Annotated in this window: 20 protein-coding genes; 6 read left to right on the forward strand and 14 right to left on the reverse strand. The window is 62.5% G+C overall.

All coding sequences use genetic code 11. The features are described 5' to 3' along the window. Nucleotides 1-17 precede the first annotated feature (17 nt). From KEC16_RS09480 to KEC16_RS09490, 3 genes are all read right to left on the reverse strand, one after another. Nucleotides 18-599 carry a DUF2249 domain-containing protein gene (locus tag KEC16_RS09480; RefSeq protein WP_211548210.1) on the reverse strand — a complete coding sequence of 194 codons (582 nt, stop codon included), beginning with the start codon at nucleotides 597-599 and terminating at the stop codon, nucleotides 18-20. A 63-nt stretch (nucleotides 600-662) separates the two neighbouring features. Beyond that, nucleotides 663-1,358, reverse strand: coding sequence for a Crp/Fnr family transcriptional regulator (locus KEC16_RS09485; protein WP_211548212.1), 696 nt, complete (start codon nucleotides 1,356-1,358; stop codon nucleotides 663-665). A 5-nt stretch (nucleotides 1,359-1,363) separates the two neighbouring features. Continuing rightward, nucleotides 1,364-2,074 carry a Crp/Fnr family transcriptional regulator gene (locus KEC16_RS09490; protein WP_211548214.1) on the reverse strand — a complete coding sequence of 237 codons (711 nt, stop codon included), beginning with the start codon at nucleotides 2,072-2,074 and terminating at the stop codon, nucleotides 1,364-1,366. A 106-nt stretch (nucleotides 2,075-2,180) separates the two neighbouring features. On the opposite strand from KEC16_RS09490, the gene murI reads away from it, so the two are divergent. Then, nucleotides 2,181-3,017: a glutamate racemase gene (murI, locus tag KEC16_RS09495; protein ID WP_211548216.1), complete on the forward strand. Its 837-nt coding sequence runs from the start codon at nucleotides 2,181-2,183 to the stop codon at nucleotides 3,015-3,017. 25 nt (nucleotides 3,018-3,042) lie between these two features. Here the strand turns inward: murI and KEC16_RS09500 are convergent, their stop codons facing one another. From KEC16_RS09500 to KEC16_RS09525, 6 genes are all read right to left on the reverse strand, one after another. Continuing rightward, the gene (locus tag KEC16_RS09500) at nucleotides 3,043-3,240 is read right to left on the reverse strand and encodes a CCE_0567 family metalloprotein (protein WP_211548218.1); all 198 of its coding nucleotides are present in this window, start codon (nucleotides 3,238-3,240) and stop codon (nucleotides 3,043-3,045) included. Between the two features lie 359 nt (nucleotides 3,241-3,599). After that, entirely contained in the window at nucleotides 3,600-4,538 is a 939-nt protein-coding gene (locus tag KEC16_RS09505; protein WP_211548220.1) for an AEC family transporter, read from the reverse strand. Nucleotides 4,539-4,542: 4 nt separating this feature from the next. Then, nucleotides 4,543-7,284 carry an FAD-binding and (Fe-S)-binding domain-containing protein gene (locus KEC16_RS09510; RefSeq protein ID WP_211548222.1) on the reverse strand — a complete coding sequence of 914 codons (2,742 nt, stop codon included), beginning with the start codon at nucleotides 7,282-7,284 and terminating at the stop codon, nucleotides 4,543-4,545. Continuing rightward, entirely contained in the window at nucleotides 7,281-7,892 is a 612-nt protein-coding gene (locus KEC16_RS09515) for a LutC/YkgG family protein (RefSeq protein ID WP_211548224.1), read from the reverse strand. The genes KEC16_RS09510 and KEC16_RS09515 overlap by 4 nt, the downstream gene beginning before the upstream one ends. Beyond that, a complete protein-coding gene (locus KEC16_RS09520) occupies nucleotides 7,885-9,306 on the reverse strand; it encodes a LutB/LldF family L-lactate oxidation iron-sulfur protein (RefSeq protein WP_211548226.1) in 1,422 nt (473 codons plus the stop codon). The genes KEC16_RS09515 and KEC16_RS09520 overlap by 8 nt, the downstream gene beginning before the upstream one ends. Then, nucleotides 9,296-10,066: a (Fe-S)-binding protein gene (locus KEC16_RS09525; protein ID WP_211548228.1), complete on the reverse strand. Its 771-nt coding sequence runs from the start codon at nucleotides 10,064-10,066 to the stop codon at nucleotides 9,296-9,298. The genes KEC16_RS09520 and KEC16_RS09525 overlap by 11 nt, the downstream gene beginning before the upstream one ends. Before the next feature lie 210 nt (nucleotides 10,067-10,276). On the opposite strand from KEC16_RS09525, the gene KEC16_RS09530 reads away from it, so the two are divergent. Further along, complete coding sequence (locus KEC16_RS09530) at nucleotides 10,277-10,996, forward strand: outer membrane protein (RefSeq protein WP_211548230.1); 720 nt, start codon at nucleotides 10,277-10,279, stop codon at nucleotides 10,994-10,996. Here KEC16_RS09530 and KEC16_RS09535 read toward each other — a convergent pair. The 3 genes from KEC16_RS09535 to KEC16_RS09545 all read right to left on the reverse strand — a co-directional run bounded on the left by KEC16_RS09535 (nucleotide 10,915) and on the right by KEC16_RS09545 (nucleotide 13,882). After that, nucleotides 10,915-11,805: an MYG1 family protein gene (locus KEC16_RS09535; protein ID WP_211548232.1), complete on the reverse strand. Its 891-nt coding sequence runs from the start codon at nucleotides 11,803-11,805 to the stop codon at nucleotides 10,915-10,917. The genes KEC16_RS09530 and KEC16_RS09535 overlap by 82 nt on opposite strands. Before the next feature lie 89 nt (nucleotides 11,806-11,894). Continuing rightward, a complete protein-coding gene (locus tag KEC16_RS09540; protein WP_211548234.1) occupies nucleotides 11,895-13,574 on the reverse strand; it encodes a cation acetate symporter in 1,680 nt (559 codons plus the stop codon). Continuing rightward, nucleotides 13,571-13,882 carry a DUF485 domain-containing protein gene (locus KEC16_RS09545; protein WP_211548235.1) on the reverse strand — a complete coding sequence of 104 codons (312 nt, stop codon included), beginning with the start codon at nucleotides 13,880-13,882 and terminating at the stop codon, nucleotides 13,571-13,573. Before KEC16_RS09545 ends, KEC16_RS09540 begins: the two co-directional genes overlap by 4 nt. A 292-nt stretch (nucleotides 13,883-14,174) precedes the next feature. On the opposite strand from KEC16_RS09545, the gene KEC16_RS09550 reads away from it, so the two are divergent. The 4 genes from KEC16_RS09550 to KEC16_RS09565 are packed head-to-tail and all read left to right on the forward strand — an operon-like array spanning nucleotide 14,175 to nucleotide 20,752. After that, entirely contained in the window at nucleotides 14,175-15,002 is an 828-nt protein-coding gene (locus tag KEC16_RS09550) for a phosphate/phosphite/phosphonate ABC transporter substrate-binding protein (protein ID WP_211548237.1), read from the forward strand. Beyond that, nucleotides 14,999-18,388, forward strand: a complete 3,390-nt coding sequence (locus KEC16_RS09555) for a PAS domain S-box protein (protein ID WP_211548239.1) — start codon at nucleotides 14,999-15,001, stop codon at nucleotides 18,386-18,388. The genes KEC16_RS09550 and KEC16_RS09555 overlap by 4 nt, the downstream gene beginning before the upstream one ends. Then, nucleotides 18,381-19,601: a response regulator gene (locus KEC16_RS09560; RefSeq protein ID WP_211548241.1), complete on the forward strand. Its 1,221-nt coding sequence runs from the start codon at nucleotides 18,381-18,383 to the stop codon at nucleotides 19,599-19,601. The genes KEC16_RS09555 and KEC16_RS09560 overlap by 8 nt, the downstream gene beginning before the upstream one ends. Further along, nucleotides 19,598-20,752: an HD domain-containing phosphohydrolase gene (locus KEC16_RS09565; RefSeq protein ID WP_211548243.1), complete on the forward strand. Its 1,155-nt coding sequence runs from the start codon at nucleotides 19,598-19,600 to the stop codon at nucleotides 20,750-20,752. Before KEC16_RS09560 ends, KEC16_RS09565 begins: the two co-directional genes overlap by 4 nt. On the opposite strand, the gene KEC16_RS09570 is transcribed toward KEC16_RS09565, so the two are convergent. Next, the gene (locus KEC16_RS09570) at nucleotides 20,736-21,872 is read right to left on the reverse strand and encodes a DUF3095 family protein (RefSeq protein ID WP_211548245.1); all 1,137 of its coding nucleotides are present in this window, start codon (nucleotides 21,870-21,872) and stop codon (nucleotides 20,736-20,738) included. The two genes, KEC16_RS09565 and KEC16_RS09570, sit on opposite strands and share 17 nt — an antisense overlap. Next, the gene (tpx, locus tag KEC16_RS09575) at nucleotides 21,872-22,372 is read right to left on the reverse strand and encodes a thiol peroxidase (RefSeq protein WP_211548247.1); all 501 of its coding nucleotides are present in this window, start codon (nucleotides 22,370-22,372) and stop codon (nucleotides 21,872-21,874) included. The genes KEC16_RS09570 and tpx overlap by 1 nt, the downstream gene beginning before the upstream one ends. Between the last annotated feature and the right edge of the window lie 76 nt (nucleotides 22,373-22,448).

The following is a 22,448-nucleotide window of genomic DNA, read 5'->3' on the forward strand; positions in this document are numbered from 1 at the left end:
GAATGCGCCGGCAAACATCATCGCCCCCGCTCAAGCCACAGCCGCACGTCCTGGAATTCCTCGCTCACGCGAACGACGCGCCAATCGCGTTCGGCCAGTTCGGGCAGCAGAAAATGGGGATTGCGTTCGTGATGGACCACCAGACAGAGCAAGGCCGGATCGGAATCGATCAGCTGCAAGATGGCCCGCATGGGCTGGGGCTGCGGCAGCTTGCGCACGTCGATGTGCAGCCCGTCCTCTTCCCGCCAGACCATGGCGCCTTCGTCCATCACCGCCACGTCCGAATCGTGTTCCCATTCGGCCGCGCCGTTCAGATGGAAATAAATCCGCCAATGACCGCCGTTCAAGCGACGGCCATACGAGGAAAACCCCCGCGCCGCCAGAATCCGCCGCAACGGCGAGGGATTGAACGGGGCGTCGATCACCAAGAAACCGCCGAAGCCAATGCCATCGGCCGCCTCTAGGATCGCTCCCAATGGATCCTCGCCCCCCGCCAGAAGCGGGCGCACGTCCAGCGCCCCCTCATCCAGGGCGGCAGCCAGCCAGGCGGGCGGGCCTTGTTGCAACGGTCGGGTTGAAAATTCGATGGCACCAGCCATGACATGCTCCGGCGATGATCACCGAAGCGTGCGGGATTGACGGCCAAGCAACCTTGACCTTCGTTAAGAGACATCCCCGTCACGGACCAGCCGGCGCAAGGTGGCCAGATCGGTCAGCACCACCTCGCGGCCATGGCTTTCCACCCCCACGGCCTTAAGCCGGGCCAAGGCGCGGGACAGCGATTCCGGGGCGATGCCGATGCGGCTGGCCAAAGCCGCCTTGGTGATCGGCAACCGCACCTGCACCCCATCCTCGGCGTCGCGGGCCAAGGCCAACAGGAACGAAGCCAGGCGCTGCCCCGGCGACTTGCTTTTCAGTTCGGTGATTTCGTGGATCATGTGCATCTGCCAGCGCGACAGCCCCGACAGCAGATGAAAGCCCAGGCGCAAATTATCGGACAACCGTTTCATGAACGGCCCCGCCGGCACGTGGACCAGACGCGAGCCGGCCACCACCTCGCAATTAAGCGGATACTTGCCCGACGAGAACATCGCCGCCTCGGCGAAGGTGGAAACGCCGTCAAACACCTCGATAATCGACTGGTCCCCGGTTTCGGTCAGGGCGAAGATGTTGACGCGCCCTTCCAACACAACGAAGAAATGATCGGCGTCATCGCCTTGGCTGAACAGCAGGCTGGTCTCGGGATGCGAGACGCTTTGGGCCTGATCCAGCAATTGGGACAATTCCTCGGCCCTGAGGGCGGCGAATAGCGGCGCCAGGGCGCAAAGCTGCAAATCGGGTGCGGACAATCCGGCCATGGTGATTACCCCAAATCGTCTTCGACGCAAAATGCGCGCAAGGTGTCCAAATCGGCGATGATCACCACGTTGTCGGCCTTGGATTCGACCCCCAGCTTGGTCAGCTTGGCCAAGGCGCGCGACAGGCTTTCCGGCTTCATCCCCAGTTCGTCGGCCACCAATTTCTTATCGTAGGGAAACCGCAGTTCAACCCGTCCCGCCTCGGCGGCGGCCAAGGACAACAGGAACGATCCCAAACGTTGGGCGGTGGTCTTCAGCTTCAACTCGGCAATCTGGCGCACCAGCATGCGCAGGCGAAACGACATGGTCGACAGCATGTGAAAGACGATGTCCTTGCGCAGGGACAGCTTGGCCAGAAAGGATTGCGCCGGAATGGCCAGCACCGTCGCCGCCGTCAACACCCGCGCACTCATCAAAAAGGTCCCGTCGCCGAACATGGCGGCATCGCCCAAGACGGCGCCGCGCCGCGCCACCTCGACGACGCTGCGTTTGCCGTCATTGTCCACCGACAGCTCCACATGGCCATCCATGACCACATAGAAATCCACCGCGCTGTCGCCGGCCTGATAGATCTGCTGTTCATGCCCGAACGATACCTGCCGCGCCCCTTCGGTCAGGCTGCGGATGTCGGCCTCGGCCAAACCGGCGAACAACGGCGTGAACTGCAATTGCAGCAACACATCTTTGGCACCCGGGCCGCTCGCGTCCTTGCTCATGGGTATCCCCGTCCTGTACAAGGCCCCGAAGCTAGACCAATCATCGGATCAGGCCAACCCGCTATATGTATGCGAGATGCCTTTTCCGGCTTCAAGGACCGCGCCCATGACCGTCGACCGCGAGCTTCCCATCGGCGTCTTCGATTCCGGCGTCGGCGGGCTGACCGTGCTTAAGGCCTTGCGCGAACGCCTGCCGGCGGAATCGCTGATTTATCTGGGCGACACCGCCCGCTTGCCCTATGGCACCAAAAGCGCCGCCGCCGTCAGCCATTACGCCCTTCAGGCCGCCCATGCCCTGGTGCGCATGGGCATCAAGGCGCTGGTGGTTGCCGACAACACCTCGTCCGCCCATGCGATCGAGGCGCTGCGGGCGGAATTCCCCGGCCTGCCGGTCACCGGCGTGGTCGAACCCGGCGCCGCCGCCGCCGCCTTGGCCAGCGCCCAGGGGCGTATCGTCGTCATCGCCACCGACAGCACGGTGCAGGCCGGCACCTATCCGCGCGCCATCCATAATTCGCGGCCCAGCGCTCGGGTGATTTCCAAGGCTTGCCCGCTCTTCGTCTCCATGGTCGAAGAAGGCATGACCGACGGCCCCATCGCCGAGCAATTGGCCCGTCACTACCTTGATCCGCTTTTTGAAAACGCCGACGTCGATCAGCGCGGCGACTGCCTGTTGCTGGGCTGCACCCATTTCCCCGCCCTGACCGAATTGCTGCGCCGGGTCACCGGCCCACGGGTGGCCATCGTCGATTCGGCCACCACCACGGCGCGGGCGGTGGAAGACCTGCTGGAACATCGCGGGCTGACGGCAACGCGAGAGCCGGCGCGGGCGCGGGTGCGCTATCTGGCCACCGACGCCCCCGACCGCTTCGCCCGCGTCGCTCGCATTTTCGTGCCCTGGACCATCGCCACCGACGAGGTCGAGGTGGTCGACCTGGCCTGATCCCCCAAGCACGATCCGAATATGGTCAGCCGCCGGCGGCCTTAAGGTCGTTGCGCGCCTGGGTCAGCTTGGCATACAGGTCGTGACAGCGCGCCGCCACCTCGGGAATGCTTTCCCAGTTCACCGGCAATTCCTCGGACAGATCGTGCAGATCCATCTTGGCCTGGGTGGCTTGGGTGGACAATTTCTTGACGGCGGCTTTCAGGGTTTCGATATCGCTCATGGGGATACTCGCTGGTGGCTTCGGCGGAAGCGCTGCCAGCATACCCAATGCCCAAGCCATGGGCAATTTTGAATGATGCGCATCTTTTGAACAAGGCGCCGCCGCCCGCCGTGGGGGGGAGGGGTATGCGGGCGGCGGCCTTGGGTGGATCGTCGCCGGGGGGTTGACGAACCACCAGTCCTTTCAGCAGGAGGAAATCGGGGATCGAGGAGATCACCTCCAAGCTTTCGGCGTAACCAGATACTAACCGCGACCGGGCGGCGAACATATTGCGCGGAGGTCTAAGAGGCATCCTCTTTTCGCCGGCCACCACCGACCTTGGTCGCAGACCATCCCCCGCCACAGGGCGGAGATTGGTATTACCGACCGGCGTAAAGCACCAAGATCACCGATAAAACCGGGACCGAGGCAATGGTCGAGAGCAAGATCGCCTGCGACGTGCGTTCCACATAAACCTTGTACTGGGTGGCCATGACGAAGGTCAGCGCCCCGGTGGGCAGCGCCGCCAGCAGCAAGGTCGCCCCAGTCCAGAACCGATCAAGCGGGAACACGGTTTCGATCAAGATCCAAGCCAGCAAGGGATGGGCCAGCAATTTCAACGGCACCAGCCAGCCCACCTGCCGCCACGCCAATTCCAGCGGCCGGCCGGCCAGGAAAACACCGATGGCGAACAAGGCGCACGGCCCCGCCGCCGCCCCCAGCAATTGGCAGAAATTGACCACCGGCGGCGGCACCGGCAAGCCCAGCAAATTCCACCCCAACCCGGCGAATGACGACACGATCAGCGGATTGCGCAGCAAGGCCCGACCGACGTCGCGCAAGGCATGGCCCAAGCCATGACCATGGGATCGGGCCATTTCCATGGCGATGACGGCCAAGCCGATCATCACCACGCTCATGATCACCGTGGCGATGATCGCCGGCAGCAATTTATCGGGGCCATAGGCGGCCAGGAACAGCGGAATCCCCATATAACCGGTATTGGAGAAGCTGGCGTTCAAGGCCTGCAAGGAATTGACCTCGGGTCCGTCACCCCGCCCCCGCAGCCAACCGATCAGCCACCCCAGCCCATAGACCAGCAGCATCGAACCAAGAAAGGCGCCGATGAAGGACAGATTGAAAATGTCGGCCAGCGGTTGGCGGGCCATGGACAAGAACAGCACCGCCGGCAGCGCGAACCAATAGACGAAGGCGGACAACGCGCTTGAGGCTTCCTGCCCCAGCACCGTGCGCCCCCCCCAATAGCCGGCGATGACGATGGCGAAGACCGGCAGGGCAACGTCGAAAACCACCTGCATCAGCCTAACCTTTTGCCATTGACGCCAATCTTGCCTCGGATACCCGTTCGACCAGATGAATGATCGAACGATAAGGGATGCCGGCGTGGTCGGCCAGACCGATTTCACAGGTGCGATTGGCGGAAAATCCCTCGGAGCAGTCCTTGGGCACCGTCAACTTGCGCAAAGCATGGGCATTCAGTTCCGGCGTGGTGAAACCCTTGTCGCCGGCAAAGCCGCAGCAGCCGACATTATCCGGCACCACCACGGTTTCGGCGCACGCCCTGGCCACCGCCAACAGCTTGTCCTCCAACCCCATCTTGCGCACCGAACAGGGGATATGCAGCAAGACCGGCCCCTTGATCGGCCGCAGGGCCAGACGGGGCAGAATCAAATCATGCAATGCCTCGACCGCGTCGAGGATGGGCAGGAAGGCTTTCAGGCGCAAGGAACAGGTGGCGGTATCCATCACCACCGGCAAGCGGCCGTTGTCGCTGGCGCGATTAAGGGCGGCGGCCATCTCCGCCGCCTTGGTATCGGCGATGTCGCGCATCCCCTTGCTGTCCCACGGCTGACCACAGCACAGATTGCTCAAGCCATCGGGGATGACGACGGTAAAGCCGGCCTTTTTCAGCAAAGCCTCGGTGGCATCGGGCAGACAGGCCTTGACCGGATCATCCAACGCCGGCCCCATGACGCGGGCGGCACAAGACGGCACATAGACCACCGCCTCGCCGGCGCCGCCCCCGGCCAGCTTGGGCTGGGCCATGGTCGGCAGACGACGGCGATTGCGGGCGGTGCCGGCGACGGTATCGACCATGGCCGCCGCCGCCAGTCCCAGCTTGGTCGCCCCCATCAACACCCCATAATGGCCGGCGCTCAACGCGCCCAGCCGATGGGCAAAGGCACCATGCTTGCGGCCGCGCAGGGCCTTGATCAAGGCCCCGGTTTCGATACCGACCGGACAGGCGGTCGCGCACAACCCGCAGGCGGCACAGGTCTCTAGCCCCTGGTAATCATATAAGCCGCCGATTTCATCGCGGCGCGCACGATCACCGCTTGCATCGGCGCGCGCCATCTCGCGCCAGCCGACGATGCGTTGGCGCGGCGACAGGGTCAGGCCATGGCTGGGGCACATCCGCTCGCAAAAACCGCATTCGATGCAGGTATCGACCAGGGCGTCGGCCGCCGGCAGCGGCTTGAGATTTTTCAGATGCGCCTGGGAATCGCGGTCCAAGACGACGCCGGGATTCAACAGCCCTGCCGGATCAAGCAAATGCTTGATCTCCCACATCAGATTGGTGGCGTCCCGACCCCATTCCATTTCAACGAAAGGCGCCATGTTGCGGCCGGTTCCATGCTCAGCCTTCAGCGATCCGTCGTATTTTTCCACCACCAAGGTGGCGACGTCGTCCATGAAGGCGCCATAGCGCCGCACTTCCGTCTCGGCGCCGAAATCCTGGGTGAAAACGAAATGCAGATTGCCTTCCAGGGCATGGCCGAAAATGATCGCCTCGGCATAGCCGTGCCGGGCGAACAGGCTTTGCAGATCAATGGCGGCCGCGGCCAAATCGTCGATGCGAAAGGCAACGTCCTCGATGATCACCGTGGTGCCGACGGGACGCACCGCCCCCACCGCCGGGAACAATCCCTTGCGGATCTTCCACAGCTTGGCCCCCTCGGCCGCGTCGCTGGTAAAGACGACCCCGCCAAGAGTGGCGACCTCCCCCAGGCCGGCGGTGATGGCGGCGATATTGGCGGTAACGGCGGCGGCGCTCTCGCCCCGGCTTTCCACCAGCAAAGCGGTGGCGGCGGCCGGCAACGCGGCCAGACCGGCCGGCATCCCCGGCTTGTCTTGCACGCACGCCAAGGCGGCGCGGTCCATCAGTTCCACCGCCGAAACCGGGGTGGATTTCAGCAAGGCCACCGCCCGGCAGGCTTCGGCCATATCCGGAAACAAGATCAAGGCATTGGCGCGGTGGGCGTGATCGGGCACGGTGTCGTAGGTGATCTCGGCGATAAAGCCCAGCGTGCCTTCCGACCCGATCATCAGGTGCTGCAAGATATCCACGGGATCGGTGAAATCGATCAGGGCATTCAAACTGTAGCCGGTGGTGTTCTTGATGGCGAATTTGCGGGCAATCCGCGCCGCCAACACCGTGTCGGCACGGGCGCGGGCGCCCAATGCCGCCAAAGTGTCGAGCATGGGGGCATGGCTGGCGCGAAAGGCCGACACCGACGCCGCGTCGCCGGTATCGACCAAGGTGCCATCGGCTAAAATAAGCCGCATGGACACCAGCGTGCGATACGAGTTTTGCGCCGTGCCGCAGCACATGCCGCTGGCGTTGTTGGCGGCGATGCCGCCGATCTTGGCGGCATCGATAGAGGCCGGATCGGGACCGATCTTGCGGCCGAAAGCGGCCAACCGGCGGTTGGCCTCGGCGCCAATGATTCCGGGTTGCAGGCGGATACGGGCGCCATCATCCTCGACCACCGCCCCGCCCCACCCGTCACCGAGCAGCAGCAACACCGAATCGGTCACCGCCTGCCCCGACAAGCTGGTGCCGGCGGCGCGAAAGGTGACCGGGGCACCGATTTCGGCGCAGACGGCCAGCACCGCCTGAACCTCAGCCTCGCTATCGGCCTTGACCACCAGCTTGGGAACCAGCCGATAAAAGCTGGCATCGGTGCCATAGGCCAACAGCCGCAACGGATCATCGATCAGCCGCGCGGACGCGATCAGGGGGGCAAGACGGTTCTTGATCATGATTGCAGCACCAGCACGATCAGTTGCTTGGGGCCATGGACGCCATAAGCCAGGGTCTGTTCGATATCAGCGGTCTTGGACGGCCCCGAGATCAGCAAGACATTGGTCGGCATGGTTGCCGCCCAGTTCTGCGCCGTCATCATTTCGGCCAGGGTATCGGCGATATCGGCTTGGTTCAGCAACGCCACATGAATGGGCGGCAGCAGCGACAACAGGCGCGGTTCATCCACATCCGGCCACAACACCAGCGTGCCGGTCTCGGCGATGGCGCCGCGCGTTGTCGTCACCGCCGCGTCGATGCCATCGACCAACAGCTCTTTCAAATCCTCGACCGGACGGTCATAGGCGAGTATTTCGGGCCAATCCACCCCCAGATGCGGGGCCGCCATCACCTTATTGACCCCCTTGGCCGACAAGATCGCCCGCAAACGCTCGCGCCATTGATCGGCGGCGACTTCGTACACTTCGCCGTGCACCGCTTCCAACATGATGCGAAAGCGTTCCAGCCGGTTGCCGAAACGCGGCGGCTGCCAATCGGGGTATTCGGGCGGGGCCAGCTGGGGGGCGGCGCGCAGGCGCGACAAGATGGCGGCGCGGGCGTCACTCATGATCGAACCCCTTGTCACGGGCCAGCTGATGCAGGCTTTTGCCGGCGAATTTCGGCTTGGACCGCATTGTTGTCCATTGCTTCAACAGCGGCGCGGCGGCAGGAATGAAATTCCCCAGCAGCGCCAGCGCGCGGGTCGCCAAGGCATAGGCGGCCGGGTTGGCATGCATGGCCGTCCAGCCGCGCCACACGGTGTTTTCCACCACGGAGCCGCCGCCACCGCCGCCCTTGACGGCGGGAGAGGCCGAAGGCTCGGCCGCTTCGGTGCGCAGCCGCACCAAAATGTCGGCAATGGGGATTTGCACCGGACACACCTCGACGCAGGCATTGCACAAGGTCGAGGCATGGGGCAGATCGCCGGCGCAATCCAACCCGGCCAGTTGCGGCGTCAAAATCTTGCCGATGGGACCGGGATAGACCGAGCCATAGGTGTGACCGCCGACGCGGGCATAAACCGGGCAATGGTTCATGCAGGCGCCGCAGCGGATACAGCGCAAGGTGTCGCGCAATTGCGCGTCGGCGTAAACGCGGGAACGGCCGTTATCCAGCAGCACCAGATGCACCTGACGCGGGCCGTCCAGTTCCTCTGTCTTGCGCGAGCCGGTGATCATGTTGACATAGGTGGTGATCGGCTGACCGGTGGCCGAACGCGGCAACAACGCCAGCAACGGCGCCACGTCATCAAGCTTTTCCACCAGCTTTTCAATGCCGGTCACGGCGATATGCAAGGGCGGCAAAGTGGTGGACAGCCGGCCGTTGCCCTCGTTTTCGATCAGCACCAAGGAACCGGTTTCCGCCACCAGGAAATTAGCCCCCGACAGCCCGGCATCGGCGGCGGCGAATTGCTGTCGCAGCACCGTCCGGGCGGCGGCGGTCAGGGCGTCGACATCCTCGGTGTAAGGTTGGTCCTTGATGTTGTCGGTGAACAATTGGGCGATCTCGCCCTTGTCCTTATGGATGCACGGCATGACGATATGGCTGGGGGCCTCGCCCGCCAATTGGATGATGTATTCGCCCAGATCGGATTCCACCGCGGCGATGCCGTGGGCGTGCAGATGGGCGTTGAGGTGCATTTCCTCGGACACCATGGACTTGCCCTTGATCACCCGCTTGGCGTCATGGGCGGTCAGGATTTCCAAGACGATGCGGTTGGCGTCCGCGGTGGTTTCCGCCCAATGGACATGAATGCCATTGGCGGTGGCCTTGCGTTCGAATTCCTCCAACAGATCGGGGAGACGGGCCAGGGCGCGGGCCTTGATGGCGGCGCCGCGGGCCCGCAATTTGGTCCAATCGCCCTGATCGGCGAATTGCACGGCGCGCTTGGCCATCAATCCATCCATGGCGCGGCGGAAATTACGGCGCAGTTGCGGATTGTTCAGCGCGTCATGGGCGCGATGGGCGAAATCAGCGGCCATGGCAACGCTCCAGCAGGAATTCGGCCAGATGCTGGGCCTGCGTGGTCTTGCCGGCCTTGTCCAGCGCCCCGCCGATATTCATCAGGCAGCCGCAATCGCCCGAGACCACGCGGCTGGCCCCGGTTTCGCCGATGGCGGCGATCTTGTCGGCGACCATGGCGGCCGAGATCTCGGGTTGGCGCACCGCGAAAGTGCCGCCGAAGCCGCAGCATTCTTTTTCCCGTGGGTTTTCCACCACGGTGACGTTGGCCAGCCCGGCCAGCAGCCGCTTGGGCTCGTCCACCACCCCCATCTCGCGCATGGAATGGCACGAACCATGCCAGGTCACCGTCACCTTCTCGCCCTTGTCCACCAGCTTTTGTTCGAAGCCAAGGACATGGACCAGGAACCACGACAATTCATAGACCCGGTTGGCGAAAGCGACGGCGCGGTCATGGTCGCGATCGCCCTTGAACAGATCGGGGTAATGCACCCGCATCATGCCGGCGCACGATCCCGACGGCACGACGATCGGCCAATCCTGGGGAAAGGCGTCGAGCTGGGCGCGGGCAACCTCACGCGCCTGATTTCGGTGACCGGAATTATAGGCAGGCTGACCACAACAGCTTTGTCCCTGCGGGAACACCACCCGCAGGCCTTCGCGCTTTAACAATTCCATCCCGGCCAGACCGGCCTGGGGAAAGAACAAATCGATCAGGCAGGTGCCAAAATAATAGACGATGTTCGGCATCGCGGCGGGCGGCGTGACGGTGGCAGGCATGCGGACGTTCCCAAGACGGTGGCGAGCCGTCTGCGCGGCCCCGATTTGGTAATACCACTTGGCCGAGTTCATGCCTATGGAAAATAACAGATACAACCAATACACGCCATCCGTATGGATTGCGTACATGCGCGTTCAATCATAGAAACAACAACCATTGATTTTACCGCAGACGCGAAATCAGCTAATCGGCCACATCGGGGATAAACCATGCGCATCCTTCACTCTACCGCCGCCGCCCTGGCCCTGACCATCGCCGCGCCCGGCGCCAGCCACGCCCAATGGTATGTCGGGGTGGATGGCGGCGCCAATGTCTTGGAAGATTCCAATGTCTCCGATCAAACCGGCAGCACCACCTCGGTCGGCAGCAAGACCGGTTATGTCATTCAGATGCAGGGGGGCTATGATTTTGGCGGCCCGAAGGCGGAATTCGAGATCGGCTATCGCAATAGCGGCCTGGCCAACATCGCCGAAATCAACAACGTTGGCGGCCACAGTTCGTCCCTGTCGTTCATGACCAACGGCATTTACGAATTCATGCCCAAGGCCTCGTGGCATCCGTTCATCGGCGCCGGCATCGGCATGGCCCGAATCTCCGCCCGCTGGGAGGAAAACAACAGCACCGCGGTCAAGGATTCCGACTGGCAATTCGCCTATCAGGCCATGGCCGGCATCAGCTATGACCTGACCAAGAATTGGGCGGCGAAAGCGCAATACCGCTATTTCGCCACCCTGGACCCGGAATTCACTACGGCGAACGGCGATTACAACCTCACCGCCGAGAACCACAACCACGCGTTTCTGCTTGGGCTTACCTATACCTTCGGCTCGACGACGCCCAAAGCGGTTCAGGCCACCCCGGCGGCCAGAACCGCCATGGCCAACGCCCCCTCGCGGGTTTTCGCGCCGCAAACGAAGCGGGCGGAATGACAGAAGGTGGCGTCGGCGACACCACAGACCGACGCCAATTCCTGCTCGCGCAGACCGCCCCAAGCATCGGGCAGCGGCTTTTTCTGGGCGAACGAGCCACGCTCGGGCGGGACGGCCGACACCGTCCAATCCTTGCCGGCCGGACGGATGACGTAGAGCGCCTGGGTCAGGTTGAGATCAAACACCGCTTCTTCCCACGGCAAGCGGCTTTCCAGCACGATGATGCGCGGATCATCGGCCTGGGCGGCGGCTTCGGCGACGCCGTCTTGGGCCACGGCGGCGGCGAAGGCGTGGGCGATGGAACGGGCCAACACCGCCTCGGCGACCGTCACCGCCTGATAATAGGCGGCATTCTCGTCACTGTCGGTTTCGACAAAGCTCGGATTCCAGGTTTCCAGCAAGGCCGAGAAATGGCCCGGATGACGGTCCATGACACCATTGTCCATCAGGTCGATATCGCGCAATAAGCCCTGATCCAGCTTGGCCCAGACCGTATCAATCTGCCCCGGCGTCGCCTGCGGCTGCACATGAACGATGGCGGCGCGGCCATAATCGCGCCAGATCAGCCCGGCCGAGGAAAACGGTTCGCCCGAATCGCGCAACGGCTTGTCGCGCATGTGGTGGTCATAGCGGCCCGCCGCCGGATTGAAAATGCCGCCGACATCGAACACCACCTGGGCCGCGTCCCACACCGCCGCCTCACGCGAACGGGTCAGGCTGACCGCGCCGTCCGTCGCCGCCTTGAGAATGGCAAAGGCGAAGACGTCGTCGGCGTGAAAACTGCCGCTATGGGTAGCCGCGAGAAGCATGGAAGCGTCCTTTCAAAACAAATCCGCCGGGCAAAACAAATCCGCCGGGCTTTAAGGCCCGGCGGACAGGATAAACGCAAGCAAAAAGATCAGTGATTGGACGCGGCAGCCGCCCCGATGCCGGTCTGCGACCGCACATATTGATCGTCAAAGGCGGCGATTTCAGCCTTGGCCTGTTCCGAACGGTCCAGTTTGGAAACGACGAAGGTGACCAGGAAAGCCAATGTCATCGAGAACAAGGCCGGATGTTCATAGGGGAAAATCGGCGCCGGCTTTTCCAGCACCACCACCCACACCGCCTTGGACAAGATGACCATGGTCACCGCCGAGATCAGCCCGGTCAGGCCACCCCACAGGGCGCCCTTGGTGGTCAACCCCTTCCAGTACATGGACAGAATCAGGATGGGGAAATTGGCCGACGCGGCGATGCCGAAGGTCAGACCAACCAGGAAGGCGACGTTTTGCTTTTCGAACATGATGCCCAGCACCACGCCCAACGCCCCCAGAACCAGCGAGGCCCACTTGGAAACCCGGAGCTCTTCTTGTTCCGAACACTGGCCCTTCTTGATGACACGGGCATAAATGTCGTGGGAAATGGCCGAGGCCCCGGCCAAGGCCAAGCCCGACACCACCGCCAAGATGGTGGCGAAGGCCACCGCCGACAAGAAGCCGAGGAACAGGTTGCCGCCCAAGGCCTTGGACAGATGCATGATCGGCATGTTGCCGCCGCCCAGCAGCTTGCCGCCGACCTGACCGCCTTCGAAGAATTGCGGATCGGTGCCGACGATGGTGATGGCGGCCATCCCCAAGACGCAGACCAAGAGGAAGAAAAAGCCGATGATCCCCGAAGCGACGAACACGCTTTTACGGGCTTCGCGGGCATTGGGAACGGTGAAGAAGCGCATCATGATGTGCGGCAACGCGGCGGTGCCGAACACCAGGCCCAGCGACATGGACACCGCCGACACCGGATCGGCCATCATGGTGCCGGGGCCCATGATCTTGACCCCTTCCTTGTGCGAGGCCATGGCGCTTTGCGCCATCGCTTCCAGGCTGAAGCCAAAATGGCTGAGCGCCAGCAGGGTCAGCACGATGCCGCCGCCCAGCATCAGACAGGCCTTGATGATCTGCACCCAGGTGGTGGCGATCATGCCGCCAAAGGTGACATAGACCACCATCAGCACGCCGACCATGACCACCGCCACGGCGTAATCCAGGCCGAACAGCAGCTTGATCAACTGACCGGCGCCGACCATTTGCACGATCAGATAGAAACACACCACCGCCAACGACCCCAGCGCGGCGAAAGTGCGGATCTTGGACTGGTCCAAACGATAAGAGGCGATGTCGGCGAAGGTGAAGCGGCCCAAATTGCGCAGCCGCTCGGCCATCAGGAACAAGATGATCGGCCAGCCGACGAAAAAGCTGATGGTGTAGATGAAGCCGTCGAAGCCCTTGGCGAAAACCAGCGACGACAGCCCCAGCAAGGTCGCCGCCGACATGTAATCGCCGGCAATGGCCAGACCGTTCTGAAAGCCGGTGATGCCGCCGCCGGCAGTATAGAAATCGCTGGCCGAACGGGTGCGGGTGGCCGCCCAATAGGTGATGCCCAGGGTCAGCAGGACAAAGACCAGGAACATGCCGATGGCCGACAGGTTGATGGGCTGCTTTTCCACCACGCCCAAATCACCGCCAGCGGCCAAGGCCGGAGCGGCGATCAACACGGCGGCGGCCATCACGGCCGAAATCCTTGCCACGGGACGGATCATTTCAGCGTCTCCCGCACGATGTCGTTGTTCAACTGCTCGAACGGGCCATTGGCGAAATGGGAATACACCCCGGTCAGCAGCCACGAGATGATGATGATCGCGGCGCCGATGGGGGCGCCAATGGTCAGCGCGCCGCCTTCGGTCAGCGGAACCGCCAGAATCTGCGGGGCGAACGCCACCACCATCATGAAGCAATAATATGCGCCCAAGACGAGAGCGGACAGCAGCGCCGCCAAACGGCCACGCCGCCTCACCAATTCGGCGAATTTCGGGTTTCCCCGTACCTTTTCGTAGATGGGATCGGACATGGCCCCTCCGGTTCGATGTGCTTGGCGGCAAGACAGCCCGCCGCGTTGATCGCGCCTGGGTAGCAAAGGAGCATTGCGAAACTTTGCCCGAATCGTGACGGATTATTGCAAATGCATTTATTGCATACGCCGACAAATCACCCCGCCTCAACCAAAAGTATGAGACTGATAAGCCATAAATATAGTTTTATATTTCGAAGATCGTATCACTATGGAATAGCGTGAAAGCACAGACCAAAAAGAAAGACAGACCGGCCACATGTGTTAACTTATTAAACAAGCGATAGATGGAATGAAAACGAAGTTCATCACATTGCTGTGCCTATTTTTTTTGGCATTCACCCCAACATCTTGGGGGATCGCAGCCGAAGCGCTGCGTGTCGGCGTCGTGCCGCAATTCGATTCCCGCCATCTCAGCGCCATCTGGACGCCGGTGCTGGAACGACTGGGCCGAGATACCGGATTAGCCTTCCAGTTGGACATCCCCCCCAGCATTCCGGCCTTCGAGAAAAATCTGGATGCCGGTCAATACGATCTTGCTTATATGAATCCCTATCACTTCGCCATCGCCCATAAGCGCCAAGGCTATGAAGCGCTGGTTCGCGATCTGGCCGGCGATTTCTCCGCCATCATCGTCGTTGCGCGGGATTCACCGATTACCTCCGTCGCCATGCTGGCCGGCAAGACCGTGGCCTTTCCGTCGCCCAACGCCCTGGCGGCGCTGTTGCCGCGGGCGGATTTCGCCCGCACCTTCCACATCGCCGTCACCGAGAAATACACAAAAACCCATTCCTCGGCTTACCTGAGCGTGGCCTTGGGCGAAGCCGATGCCGGCGGCGGCGCGCGATCCACTTTTGAAGTGCTCGACCCGCAGATCAAAAGCCGCTTGCGGATCGTGTACGAGAGCCGCCATTTCCCGCCCCATCCTTTGGCCGCGCATCCGCGCGTGCCCCCCACGCTTCGCCAACAGATCACCCTGGCCTTTTTAGCCTTGGCGACGGAGCCGTCAGGGGCGGAATTGCTGGCGGAAATCCCCATGAAACACGCAGGTCCAGCTCAATCCGGCGATTATGCCGCATTGACCGGTCTGGATCTGCAAGCCTTCCGCATCGACCAATGAACGCGCGCATCAGACTTCTGCTCCCCTTCATGGTGCTGCTGACGGCGGTGCTGGGGATCATGCATTTCGTCATCTTCGATATGCTCAAGCAACGGCTGATCGCCGACAAGCTGCACTCGGAACAACAGGCCTTGGCCATGGTCTCCCTGGCCATCGCCCCCGATCTGCTGAGCGGCGACATGGCCAAAATCTACGATACCTTGAACGATGTTTGGGCCGAGCGCTTATGGTGGCGGTCCATGACCCTTGAGCGCGCCGATGGCCGCTTGCTGTTCCCGTTGCATCGCCCGGTTCTGATGGGCGGCCTCACCAAGCTAAGCAGCCCGGTCCGGGTTGATCGCCGTGACCTGGCGGTCCTGACCATACACAGCGACATCCCGGCCACCATCGCCGACAGCCTTGGCATCATGGCGCAGATGGAAATTATCGTCATCCTACTGCTGTTGGCCGGCGCCGCCCTGGTGGTCCATTTGCAGGGCCGTTGGCTGCTGACCCCATTGGCCGGCCTGGCCCGTGCCGCCTTTGCCCTGTCGCAAGGCAGCACCACCATCACCCTGCCCCGCGCCTCGGGCGAGGTTGGCGTGGTGGTCACCGCCTTCACCGACATGATGCGCGCGGTATCTTCCCGCGAAGCGGCGTTACGGCACAGCGAATCGCGACTTGCCGCGGTCATCGACAGTTCAGGTGAAGCGGTCATCACCTTGAATGCCAACACCGTCATCATCTCGTGCAACAAGGCGGCGGAAAATATCTTCGGCTATGAACAACGCGAAGTGGCCGGTTTGCCGTTGTCTCAATTGCTGCCGCATCACCCTTGCACCCCGACCAGCGCCGAGGGCTGCGAGACCATCGGCCACAAAGTCGATGGGTCGGATGTGGCGCTGTGGCTGATCCTGACCGAGATCACCGTGGCCGATGGTCGCCTGTTCGTCGCCACCATCAGCGACATCACCTCGCGCAAACAGGCCGAGGCGGAATTGCGTGAAAGCGAAAGCCGCTTTCGCGATCTGGCCGGCTCGGCCTCGGATTGGTTTTGGGAAACCGATGACGAACATCGTCTGACCTTCGTCTCGGAACGCCTGGGGGCGGTTTTGGGGGTCAAGCCCTCGGCCATCATCGGTTTCTCCTATATGGATTTGGGACTGGCCGACGCCGAACCCGGGCTGGTGCAGTCCCATCTTGACGATCTGGCGTCATGCCGGCCGTTCCGCGACGTCGTCTTTCCGGTCGGCCCGCTGGGCGGCAAGGATGGTCGCTTCATCCGGATCAGCGGCCTGCCTTTGTTCGATAACGACGGCTGCTTTCTCGGCTATCGCGGTGTCGGCGCCGACATCACCCGCGAAGTCATCGCCGAACGCCAGGCCAAGGAAGCCCGCCAGCGTCTGGCCGACGCCATCGAAAGCATCAATGACAGCATCGCCGTCTATGACGCCGAGGATCGGCTGGTGCTTTTTAACCAGGAATGTCGGCGGGTTTTTTCCGGCATGCTTGATTCCTTGAAACTGGGAATGACCTTCGAACAGATCATCTCGGCCTCGGCGACCATCAAGCAATTCGACCAAGACGGCGTTCCCACCGAGGAATGGCGACAGAACCGTCTGGCTGTTCACCGTGCCGCCACCGGCGAACCCACCATGCAGCATCTGTCCGATGGCCGTTGGCTCTTGTCGCGGGAATACCGTACCGCCGATGGCGGCGTCGTCGCCGTGCGCACCGACATCACCTTGTTGAAACAGCGCGAAGAAGCGCTCGACACATTGCAACGGCGCTATCAGCTGATCCTGGATGCCGCCGGCGACGGCATCATCGGTCTTGATGCCCAGGGCCTGATCAGTTTCGCCAACCGCGCCGCCTGCGATCTGTTGGGAATCGGCGATGAAACCATTGTCGGCCACAACTATCACACCCTGATCGACCCGGAATCGGCCAACGATTCCGGCAATGCCGTCCGTCGCGCCTATACCCTCGGGCTGGCGGAAAAGGTCGAGGATGCATTATTCCGCCATGGCGACGGCCGCGCCCTCCAGGTGGAATATCTGGTCGCGCCGATCTTGGAACAACACAACGTCGTCGGCGCCGTGGTGGTGTTTCGCGATGTCAGCCTGCGCCGTCTATACGAACAGACCTTGGCCGACCAGCAGCAATTGCTTGAACAGCAAGTGGCCGAACGCACCGCCGCGCTGAGTGCGTCACAGCAGCGCCTGAGGGGGATCTCGGACAATCTGTTCGAAGGGGTGCTGGTGGTCGATGAGGCGGGTCAGATTTCCTTTGCCAACAATTCCGCCCGCGGCCTGCTGCAATGCCCCCACGCCCAAGGGCTCGCCCTTGACCAGGTGATGCGCCTGGGCGTCGGCACCGACCTTATCGGCTTCACCCGCGCTTGCTGGCCCAAGGTCATCGCCGACGGCAAGCCCAACCACGACGACGACGCCCGTTTCGTCACCGCCGCCGGCACGACGCTGAACGTGGCGTTTGGCTGTTCGCCGCTGATCGAACAAGGCCGTTGCGTCGGCGCCATCATCTCGTTCCGCGACATCGGTCAGTTAAAGAATGCCCAGCAAGAAGCGCTGCAATCGTCGCGCCTGGCCAGCGTCGGTCAATTGGCCGCCGGCATCGCCCATGAAATCAACACGCCGATCCAATATGTCGGCGACAACCTTCGCTTTGTCCGCGACGCCATCGGCGATATGGCCAACGTGTTGGCCATGGCCCGCACCCTGGCGCACAGCAGCGACAGCGGCAATTGCCAGGATTTCGAAACCGCGTATGCCGCCGCCGATATCGATTATCTCAAGGATGAACTGCCGACCGCCATCGACCAATCCCTCGACGGTGTCGCCCAGGTATCGCGCATCGTCTTGTCCATGAAGGAATTTTCCCATCCGGGCAGTTCCCACAAAAGCATGACCGATATCAACCGGGCGCTGGACAGCACCCTCACCGTCAGCCGCAACACCTGGAAACAGGTGGCCACCATCGAAACCGATTTCGCCGCCGATCTGCCGCCGGTTCAGTGCCATGCCGGCGAAATCAATCAGGTTTTCCTCAACCTGATCACCAACGCCGCCCATGCCATCGAAGCGTCGGGCAAGCCTCTGCCGGGACGCATCGCCATCACCACGCGAAAAGATCGAGACAACGTCCGCATCAGCATCCAAGATAGCGGCACAGGCATCTCAAGCGCCATCAAAGAGAAGATTTTTGACCCATTCTTTACAACCAAATCGGTCGGCAAAGGTACCGGCCAAGGCTTGGCCATCTGCCTGGATGTGATCAAGATCAAACATGGCGGCCGTCTGGACGTGAACGGCAACGAAGGCAATGGCGCTGAATTCGTCATCACCCTTCCCATCGATGGCTCCGCCGAGGCAAGCGCCAATGACTGACAAGACCCGCATCTGTTTCGTCGATGACGAGCCCAATATCCTGCAAGGCCTGAAACGCTTCATGCGGCCCATGGCCGACGAGTGGGAGATGGAGTTTCATCTCAGCGGCGATGCCGCCCTGTTTTCCATGATTCAAAATGGTCCCTTCGATGTCGTGGTCAGCGACATGCGCATGCCCGGAATGGATGGCGCCGCCTTGCTGACCCGCATCCGACAAGACTACCCCCAGACCGTCCGGGTCATCTTGTCGGGCTATGCCGACAATGAATCGATTTTGCGCACCATTGGCCCCGCCCATTCCTATCTGGCCAAGCCCTGCAACGGCGAAACCCTGCGCGCCGCCATCCGCCAGCCCTTGGCCCTGCGCCGTCTCTTGTCGTCCGATGTCATGCGCCGCGCCTTGGGCGGACTTGAATCCCTTCCCAGCCTGCCCGATCTGTTCATTCGCCTGGACCGGGAACTGCACGCCGCCAATTCCTCCACCGCCTCTGTCGCCCGCATCATCGGTTCAGACACCGCCATGAGCGCGGAAATCCTGAAACTGACCAATTCCGCCTATTTCGGCATCGGCCAACCGGTCAACTCGGTGTTGCAGGCGGTGCGCACCTTGGGATTGGAAACCATCCAGACGGTGATCCTTAAGACCGCCATCTTCCGGCGTTTTTCCGGCAGCGCCCAGGTCGCGCCGTTTCTCGACGGCCTTAATCGGCATGGACTGGCCTTGACGCGGCTGGCAAAGGCCATCGCCCTTTCCATCGGCAGCTCCACCACCATTGCCGAAGCCGCCGGTTGCGCCGCCCTGTTATCCAATATCGGCGCCCTGGTGCTGCTGGATTGTCACGGCGCCGATTATCCGCGGATGCTGGGGCAGGTGAACGCCGATGTCCCGGTCCATCAGGCCGAAATCAATGCTTATGGCGTCCATCACGGTCACGTTGGCGCCTATTTGCTGGGATTGTGGGGCTTCGCCGACCGGGTGGTCGAAGCGGTGGCCCATGCCCCCGCCCCAAGTCAGGCCGGGCGTTACGACAACGACCTGCTGACCATCGTCCATCTGGCCCGCAGCCTGGGGCCGGCCTTCCCCCCCTTGCCGCAAAACGTCCACGACGTCCGCCACCTGGACAGCGAATATCTCAGCCGAACCGGGCTGGTGGCGCACTTGCCCAAACTGACCGAACTGGCCCAAAACATTGCCGCCGAGGTGTCCCCATGAGCGAACGCGTCCTCTTGATCGACGATGACGCCAACTTGCTGTCGGCCTTGCAGCGGCAGTTGCGCAAGCAATTCAACCTGACCACCGCCGAAGGGGGGGCGGCGGCGCTGGATGAAATCAAACGGGCCGCGGCCGACAATGCCCCGTTTGCCGTCGCTCTTTCCGACATGCGCATGCCCGGCATGGACGGGATCGAAACTCTGAGCCGAATCCGCCAGTCCTCGCCCGATACCGTCCGCATGATGCTGACCGGCAACGCCGATCAGCAAACCGCCATCGACGCCATCAACCTTGGCAACATCTTTCGTTTTTTCACCAAGCCGTGTCCGGCCGAAACCTTGGCGTTGGGCCTGCAAGCCGGCATTGATCAGTACCGCCTGATCACCGCCGAACGGGAATTGCTGGAAAAGACCCTGGCCGGCAGCGTCAAATTGCTGGTCGACGTGGTGTCCATGAACGACCCGGTGGCCTCGGCACAAAGCAATCGCCTGCGCCAATGGGTGCGGAAGCTGACGCAGGAATTGAACCTGCCGGCGCGCTGGCAATTGGACATCGCCGCCGCCCTGGTGCCCATCGGGCTGGTTTCAATTCCGCCTGAATTGATTACCAAGCAGCGCGACGGCGCCCCTCTGAGCCCCGACGAAGCCGCCTTGTTCGAACGTGCGCCGGAAGCGGCGCGCAACCTGATCGCCAATATTCCGCGTCTTAGCGCCGTCGCCGAAATCGTCTATCTGCAAGACCGCAATTATGACGGCACCGGCTTTCCGTCGGGCGGCCCCAGCGGCGGCATGATCCCGTTGGACGCCCGTATCTTGAAAATTCTCAAGGACCTGTCCGAATTCAGTGGCGGCAACATTCCCAGCCCGGCCGCCTTTGCCGCCTTGGAAAAGAATGAAAAACGCTATGACCCGCTGCTGCTCAAGAAGGTCAAGCAATCGCTCTGCGTCCGCGAAGACCCGCTGGCGGTCACCGTGGTCGAAGTCCCGGTTGCCGCCTTGCGCGCCGGCACGGTGGTCTTGTCCGATATCCGCCTGACCAACGGGCATCTGATCCTGGCCGCCAACACCCAATTGACCGAACCCCAGATCGAACGATTGCGGGCACTGCGCCGCATCTCCAGTTTCATCGAACCGATCAAGGCGCAGGTTTAAGCTTTTCCTTGAGCATCACCGAGGCACGCCAATAGCCCAGACCGTCGCCATCGACGAAATGCACATGGCGGTCGGCGGAAAAGTCACCGACCATGCAGGTCATGGTGGTCGCCGAACTGCGGGCCAGACCGAAATGGATGTGGCCTGCCGCCTCGGCCGTGTTCAACAAAGCCTCGAGACGGCGATCTTCGGCGGCGGTGACGTCCAACACCAGCCGAGGCCCCCCGGCCAGTTTGCGGTAATCGGAACGTTCCGCCACCTTGCGGCGGTAATGTTCGACATCAAGGCCCAGCAGCGTGCCGCCCAGGCGATGAACCACCCCCAGGATGACGCTGCCCAGAACGGCCCGCATCACCCGGGCAAAACGGCGACCGGGCTCGACCACCTTGGCCTCGAGACCAAGCAGGCGGGCACGCGGCAACACCACCGGACGCAAAGCGCCACCATCCCCCAAGGGACCGGCGGCGGCGGTATCGACGATGGCCTGTATATCTCGCAACAATGTCGGCAATGCTTCCCCGCTGGCCTCTACCGGGTCAATGATGACGCACAGCACATGGCCGCGTCGGGGCGCGATCGGCTCCCACCGACACGACAAACCTTCCAGCCCCGGCAACTCACCGGGTTCCAAGGCGATGCGCCAGCGGGGGTCATCCTTCATCCAGCGTTCCGCCATGGCGACGCCCGCCCCCAGGAACTGGCCGAACACATTGGTGTTGCCGAAATCGTGCAGGGCCGCCAGAACCTGGTGACCGTGCTGGTTCAAGGCCGAAACCGGCACCATGCCAACCCGCAACGGCACCGCCATTTCGTGCAAGGCCCAGTGCCCCAAGGCCGCTAAACCGATCCGGGCGGCATCGACGCAATCGGGTGGAATCACCGCCACCGCCCCGTCCCCGCCGAACTGACAGGCGGCGGGAGCGCCGGGACGGCCGGCGATGGCGGCCAAAACCGCCACCGCCGCCCCGGCGACAAAATTGACATCACGATCCCGCCCGGCTTGGGCCAACGCCGTGCTGCCCTCGACATCGGCGGCAGCCACCCACCAATCACCGCCCAAACAAGCGTAATTGGCCGCATTCAAGCCATCGGCGGCGAAATCGTGAATACTGGGAAGCATCAGCCGAGAACGGCGATGGCGGCGGCGTAATCGGGTTCTTCGCCGATTTCACCCACCAACTGGCTGTGTTTGACCACGCCATCGGCGCCAATGACGATAACCGCCCGAGCCAGCAAGCCGGCCAGCGGACCGCTGGTGATGGTCAAGCCATAACGGGTGCCGAAATCCTTGTCGCGCATATCCGAGGCCGAGACGACATTTTCCAATCCCTCGGCACCGCAAAACCGCTTGTGGGCGAAGGGCAAATCAGCGCTGGCGCACAGCACCACGGTATTGGCCAGCTTGGCAGCCTCGGCGTTGAATTTCCGCACCGAGGTGGCGCAGGTCGGCGTATCGACGCTGGGGAAGACCGACAAGACCACGTTCTTGCCAGTGTAATCGGCCAGGGTCACATCCCCCAGATCGGTGCGGGTCAGGCGGAAGTCAGGGGCCTGAGCGCCCACTGCCGGGATTTCGCCAGCGGTGGAAACAGGGTTGCCCTTCAAGGTGACGGTGGCCATGGCGTGTCCTTACGCTTGGGGATGGGTTGCCCCCATGTGGGGATGACATCCTCGCCGAACAAGGCGGGCCGGCAAG

The organism is Magnetospirillum sulfuroxidans, from assembly GCF_018224925.1.
GTDB classification, from domain to species: Bacteria; Pseudomonadota; Alphaproteobacteria; order Rhodospirillales; family Magnetospirillaceae; genus Magnetospirillum; species Magnetospirillum sulfuroxidans.